Annotated in this window: 6 protein-coding genes; 3 read left to right on the forward strand and 3 right to left on the reverse strand. The window is 68.7% G+C overall.

What is annotated here, in order from left to right; translation table 11 throughout:
• The coding region (locus G6019_RS10275; RefSeq protein WP_182627519.1) for an SDR family NAD(P)-dependent oxidoreductase at window positions 1-171 on the reverse strand (171 nt) is incomplete at its 3' end.
• A 147-nt stretch (window positions 172-318) separates the two neighbouring features.
• On the opposite strand from G6019_RS10275, the gene resB reads away from it, so the two are divergent.
• A complete protein-coding gene (resB, locus tag G6019_RS10280) occupies window positions 319-2,010 on the forward strand; it encodes a cytochrome c biogenesis protein ResB (protein ID WP_182627521.1) in 1,692 nt (563 codons plus the stop codon).
• Window positions 2,007-3,035 carry a c-type cytochrome biogenesis protein CcsB gene (ccsB, locus tag G6019_RS10285; protein WP_182611932.1) on the forward strand — a complete coding sequence of 343 codons (1,029 nt, stop codon included), beginning with the start codon at window positions 2,007-2,009 and terminating at the stop codon, window positions 3,033-3,035. The genes resB and ccsB overlap by 4 nt, the downstream gene beginning before the upstream one ends.
• A 172-nt stretch (window positions 3,036-3,207) precedes the next feature.
• Here the strand turns inward: ccsB and G6019_RS10290 are convergent, their stop codons facing one another.
• Window positions 3,208-3,753, reverse strand: coding sequence for a hypothetical protein (locus G6019_RS10290; RefSeq protein ID WP_182611933.1), 546 nt, complete (start codon window positions 3,751-3,753; stop codon window positions 3,208-3,210).
• A 100-nt stretch (window positions 3,754-3,853) separates the two neighbouring features.
• A complete protein-coding gene (locus tag G6019_RS10295; RefSeq protein ID WP_182611934.1) occupies window positions 3,854-4,882 on the reverse strand; it encodes a hypothetical protein in 1,029 nt (342 codons plus the stop codon).
• A gap of 149 nt (window positions 4,883-5,031) precedes the next feature.
• On the opposite strand from G6019_RS10295, the gene G6019_RS10300 reads away from it, so the two are divergent.
• Complete coding sequence (locus G6019_RS10300) at window positions 5,032-5,496, forward strand: MarR family winged helix-turn-helix transcriptional regulator (protein ID WP_182627522.1); 465 nt, start codon at window positions 5,032-5,034, stop codon at window positions 5,494-5,496.
• The last annotated feature ends 207 nt before the right edge of the window (window positions 5,497-5,703 follow it).

The raw sequence follows: 5,703 nt of genomic DNA on the forward strand, positions 1-5,703 counted from the left end.
GTCCGGACGCCCGGTGGCCTCGCCGATGCGCCGCGCGGTCTCGGCCAGTCGTCCGGCGTCGCGGCCGATGATGGTGACGAGTGCGCCGCGACGGGCCAGTTCCCCGGTCACGCCCGCGCCGATTCCGCTGCCACCGCCGGTGACGAGAATTGATCTTCCCTGGAGGTCCATGGCCCCGAGAGTAGAACACGTTCTCGCCAGGGTAGGGGGCTTCGAGCGGGCCGAGCCCTCACAGAAACCGCTCAGGAGGCCCCGACTAGCCTGGGGGGAAATCGGCGCCGCGACAGGTCGGCGCGCCGCGAACCGCAGATGGACCCCATGTCAGAGCCCAGAACCGCCGCCGCCCGCTCCCCGCTGGCAGGCGTGACCGCTTTCCTGCGCAACTCGTGGCGCACCCTCACCGCCATGCGCACGGCGTTGATCCTGCTGTTCCTGCTCGCCGTGGCGGCGATCCCGGGAGCGCTCCTGCCCCAGCGCAGTCTCAACGAGGGCAACGTCAACGACTACATCGCCGAGGCCGGGTGGTTGGGCGAGTTCTACGACCGACTGCAGCTGTTCGACGTGTTCTCCAGCTGGTGGTTCACCGCCATCTACGTCCTGCTGTTCATCTCGCTCATCGGGTGCCTCACCCCGCGCTGCTTCGAGCTGGTCAGGCAGCTGCGCACGCCCCCGCCGCTCACGCCCCGCAACCTGTCGCGCCTGCCCCACCACGCCGCGTACCGCACCACCGCCACGCCCGAGGAGGCCGCCGACCGGGTGCAGGCCGAGCTCAAGGGGTGGCGGGTGCGGCGCAACGACGGCGACGGCCGCGTCCCCGGCACCATCGAGCTCTCCTCCGAGCGCGGCTACACGCGTGAGGTGGGCAACATCGTCTTCCACTTCGGTCTGCTGGCCCTGCTCATCATGTTCGCGGCGGGCAAGTTCGTCTACGCCGAGGGGATGCGCGTGATCATCGCCAACGCCGAGTCGCCGGCCTTCTGCAACACCACCCCCAGTGCGTACGACACGTTCCGGGCGGGCCTGCTGGTCGACGGAACCGATCTCGAGCAGTTCTGCATCAAGATCGAGGACTTCCGCGCCGACTACCTGCCCAACGGCCAGGCCGAGATGTTCACCTCCAACGTGCGGTTCACCGAGGAGGTCGCGACCACCGATCCGCAGACGTGGGAGCCGTTCGAGATGCGGGTCAACCACCCCCTTCGCATCGGCTCGACCCGCGTCTACCTGCAGGGCCACGGTTTCGCGCCCACCTTCACCGTCACGTTCCCCAACGGTGAGACCCGCACGGACACCCAGCACTGGCAGCCCACCGAGCTGCAGACCTTCTTGTCGTCGGGCATCATGCGCTTCGACCCGCCGGCCGGCATGTACCCCGACCTGCGCGAGCGCCGCACTCAGCAGATCGCTGTGCAGGGCCTGTTCGCGCCCACCGCGTCGTTCGACGGAACCCTGCTGAGCTCGCGCTTTCCCAACATGGACGACCCGGCGGTGGCGATCGACGTCTACCAGGGCGACGCCGGGCTCGACACCGGGCGGCCGCAGTCCATCTTCTCGCTGGACTCCGATCTCATCGAGTCGGGTGCGCTCGAACGGCAGGCGCGCGTCAACCTGTTCCCCGGCGAGTCCACCACCCTCCCCGACGGCACCGAGGTCCGGTTCGACGGCGCCGAGGAGTTCATCAACATCCAGGTCTCCGAGGACCCCACGCAGATCTGGGTCGGCGTGGCCGCCGTCGTCATGATGGGCGGGTTGATCCTCAGCCTGATGGTGCGGCGCCGCCGGATCTGGGCGCGCGTGATCGTCGACGACGACGAGGTGACCCGTGTCGACCTGGGTGGCCTCGCCCGGACGGACCGGATGGGCTGGGGCTCGGAGTTCGACGACCTCCGGGACCGGCTGGTCGCAGCGGCGACCGTCACACCCGTGTTGCCCGAGGAGGCCGACTCGGGACACACTGCAACCAGTCGCGGCTCCGCCGGCGACGCTCCGCGGAAGGACGACACCCGGTGAACACTCTGATACTCGCCCAGGGCCTGCCCATCGACGAGACGCTCTCGACGTACAGCGACCTGGCGTTCCGTACCGCGTTCGGTATCTACGTCCTGGCCCTGATCGCCTCCTTGATCTACTACGCGGGGTTCCGCGTGGCGAAGGTCTCCGATCGCGAGCTGGTGGGCGCCGGCGGGCCGGGGTCGACCGCGGCGGGCCCGACGGGGGCCGGGCTGACCGAGTCCACCTCGCTCACCGACACCGGTGACGAGAACCGCGCCTCGGCGGGCAGCATGCGCTGGGCGCGGATCGCGCACCTGTTCGTGATCGTCGGGTTCGTCTTCCAGGCCGCCTCGCTGGTGCTGCGCGGGCTGGCCACCGACCGGTTCCCGTGGGGGAACATGTACGAGTTCATCCTGGGCACCACGCTCTTGGCGATGGGCGCGGGACTGATCTGGCTGCGCAAGCCCGCGCTCCAGGTGGTGTGGCCGTACATGCTGGTGCCGGTGCTGGTGCTGCTGTTCGTCGGCGGGACACACCTGTACTCCGACGCCGCGCCCGTGGTGCCCGCACTGCGCTCGTACTGGCTCCCGATCCACGTGTCGATCATCGCGCTGGGCTCGGGGATCCTGCTCGTCCCCGGCGTGGTGTCCATCATGTACCTGCTGCGCGTCTGGCAGCCGCAGGGCCGGGAGACGGGCTGGGGAGCGGCCCTGACCCGGCCGCTCCCCGCCGCCGAGACCCTGGACCGTCTGGCGTACCGCACCACGGTGATCGGCTTCCCGATCTTCAGCGTGGGCATCCTGCTGGGCGCGGTCTGGGCGGAGAGCGCGTGGGGCCGGTTCTGGGGCTGGGATCCCAAGGAGACGGCGTCCTTCATCTCCTGGGTGCTCTACGCCGGGTATCTCCACGCCCGCGCGACGAGCGGCTGGGGCCCCAAGAAGGCCGCCTGGATCAACATCGCCGGATTCGCGGTGCTGGTGTTCAACCTGTTCTTCATCAACATCGTGGTCTCGGGCCTGCACTCCTACGCCGGGCTGAACTGAGGCATCCAGCCCCGCCGTGCCGGGCATCCGCGCGAGCGCCTGCCCACTCCTCGCACAGCCGCCCGTCGCGATGAACTCTCGCCTGCGCATAAGTGACGGCAGGAGTACGTCCAGGGGAGCGGCTGGCACAGCGGCTGGCACAGGGGGCTGGCACAGGGGTGCGCGCAGCCCCTCACAGCTGCGCGAGCAGGTCCTTCCACACGGGTTTCCAGTAGCTGATCGCCTCGGCCGAGTCGAGCTTGGTGTGCGTCAGCCCCACCGAGGCCTTGCCGTTCTTCTTGTCGCTGAAGTTCAGGGCCACGCGCGTGCCGTCGGCCAGCGGGACCCGCCAGTAGCGCCACTTCTCGCTGCTCGACGTGGTCGCGGGGGCCTCGATCCCGACGCCGCCGAACTCCTCGCGGTCGCCCGCGAGCGCGACCCACGCCTGCAGCGCCGTGTCCATGTCCCCGCTGATGGTCCGCGAGGTGGACATCTGGAAGTCGCCGGTGCACGACTGCCCCGGAACCCGCAGTCCGGCGTGCTGCTCGTAGGCGATGGCCGTGCCCTGGGCCCACCACTCGGCGCGCTCGACGGACTCCGGCATCATCTCCAGGGTCGCCTTGGCGATCGCCGAGTGCGGCAACTCGCGCGCGCCGGCCCGCTCCAGCATCTCGACCCACTCCTCCCACGGTCGGCCGGTGGCGGAGGCGATGGCGGAGGTGTTGGAGGGTCTGGTCATGGAATCATGATGCCCCGCCGGCGGCCGATTCGCGGTCAACGGTCGAACCGGACGCCGACGGGGCGAGACGCGTGCCCGCGCGGAGCGAGAGTTCCACCGGCTAGAACTTCACCGCGAGGTCCTGGCTGCCGATCCGCCTCAGCCCCCAGACAAAGGTGAGAATCGGCATGGTGCACCACAGCAGGTTGAGCAGGACGAACTTCACCCACATCTCGACCGGGCTGGACATGTTCTCGAGCTTGTTGGCGATCTCGACCCCGAAGTACACCGCCGGCAACGTGACCTCCACGACCATTCCGGACATGATCAGGCCGAGCTGGTTGACCGTGAAGCGCTTGCCGTTCCGGAAGAATTGGATGATCGCGTAGAGCTCGAACGCGCCCACGAAGACCGCGATCCATTCCATGGTGACGACCAGCGGGTCCCCGTTGAGGTAGCGGGCATCGCCTCCCATCAGCACCGGGGCCCACATGTAGGTCCAGAGGGACTGGTTGAGGACCCCTTCCTTGATCTTGTCGAAGAAGAAGAGCCAGGGCAGTTCCCAGATGAATCGTGGCGCCAGGGCGATGAACACCCAGACGATGATCGTCGCGCCGAGGCGCTCTGCCCGCGTGCGCTCCGCCTGGCCCGGAAGCCGCATCCAGGGCAACGCCAGCGCTGTGGCGAAGAGCCCTACGACGCAGAGCACCATGGATGTCGACGTGATCTGCTGGGGGATCCCGACCTTGGTCTCGAGGAACCAGAAGACCGGATGGATCGCGAAGAAGGCGGCGAGGACTCCGAAGAGTCCTCTCTGGAGAGAGGAGAGCCCCTTTCCGTCCTCGCGTGGGCGAAGGACACCGAGCAGCGCCTTCAGTAGTGACGACGAACTCCTGTCGCCCGGTGCAGTCGCGGATTCGGATCGCGATGCGGTGTCGGTGACGGTCGCCGTGGTCGTTGCGGCGACCGAGTCACCCGGGGCCCGGGAGTTCCAGCGAGTCCGCGCGAAGCGTCGCGCGGCGTTGATCACCGTGGAGATCGAGGTGGACGCCACTTCATAGATCTGGGCGAACAGGCTCTTGGGCTGGAGCGTGGCGCCGTGGGGGTGTCCTGGGGACGCGTACTCGTCGCCGGGATATGCAGCTGTCATGGGTGGTTCCTCCGGGGGCCGGGCGTGGCTCGGTGATTCGGCTACGGCGAGTTCGACGCCCCACCGAAATAATTAAGCCACTTAATAGTGAAGTCGCTTCACCGTAGCCGACCGCGTACGGTGGGTCCACCCCCAGGAACGGATTGAGAATGAGTGCCGATCGCGCCCGCGCCGAGCTCGAGTCCGCGGTCACCACCGCGATGCTGCGGGTCTTCGACAAGGTTCAGCGTTCCCGGCGGCTGGCCTGCGACTACGGAACCGGCGATCGACTGACGATGGTGGAGGCCGAGGTCTGTCACCTCGTCGCCGCCGAACGCGCGATCTCGCCCAGCGAGCTCGCCGAGCGGACCGGGGTGAGCAGGTCGGCCGTCTCGCAGGCGTTGAACAGGATGCGCGAGCGTGGCCTCGTCGTCGTCGACCAGCCGGCCGGAAACGCCCGGGCCCGGGAGGTTCGGGTGACCGACGCCGGGGCCCTGGTCGCAGACGGCGTCAACGCCATGTACAGGGAGATGGCTGCCGCTGTCTACGGCGATGCTCCCGATGACCTCGAGGCGTTCCTCGGCCTGTTCACCCGCCTCGACACGTTCTTCGATCAGGTCATGCGCGACTCCTGACCCGAAGGTGCCTGACGGTGTGCTGAACCCGGGGCCGCCGGGCTCGACCGCCACGGGTTCGGGCGCGACGTGCGCTACTCCCTTCAGCACACCCTCTCAGTGGACCCCGAGCGCTCGGAGAGCGGCGGTCACCCCGACGGCGGCGACGACCACCACGACCAGCGGTGCGCGCAACGCGGCCAGGACGGCGGCCGAGGCCACCCCGCC

It is taken from the genome of Dietzia sp. DQ12-76 (genome assembly GCF_014145045.1).
Taxonomy (GTDB): Bacteria; Actinomycetota; Actinomycetes; order Mycobacteriales; family Mycobacteriaceae; genus Dietzia.

Excerpts from the sequence above, each read along its gene's own strand:
- G6019_RS10300 (WP_182627522.1), top strand. The coding sequence starts at position 5,032 with ATGAGTGCCGATCGCGCCCGCGCCGAGCTCGAGTCCGCGGTCACCACC.
- G6019_RS10295 (WP_182611934.1), bottom strand. The coding sequence starts at position 4,882 with ATGACAGCTGCATATCCCGGCGACGAGTACGCGTCCCCAGGACACCCC.
- resB (WP_182627521.1), top strand. The coding sequence starts at position 319 with ATGTCAGAGCCCAGAACCGCCGCCGCCCGCTCCCCGCTGGCAGGCGTG.
- G6019_RS10290 (WP_182611933.1), bottom strand. The coding sequence starts at position 3,753 with ATGACCAGACCCTCCAACACCTCCGCCATCGCCTCCGCCACCGGCCGA.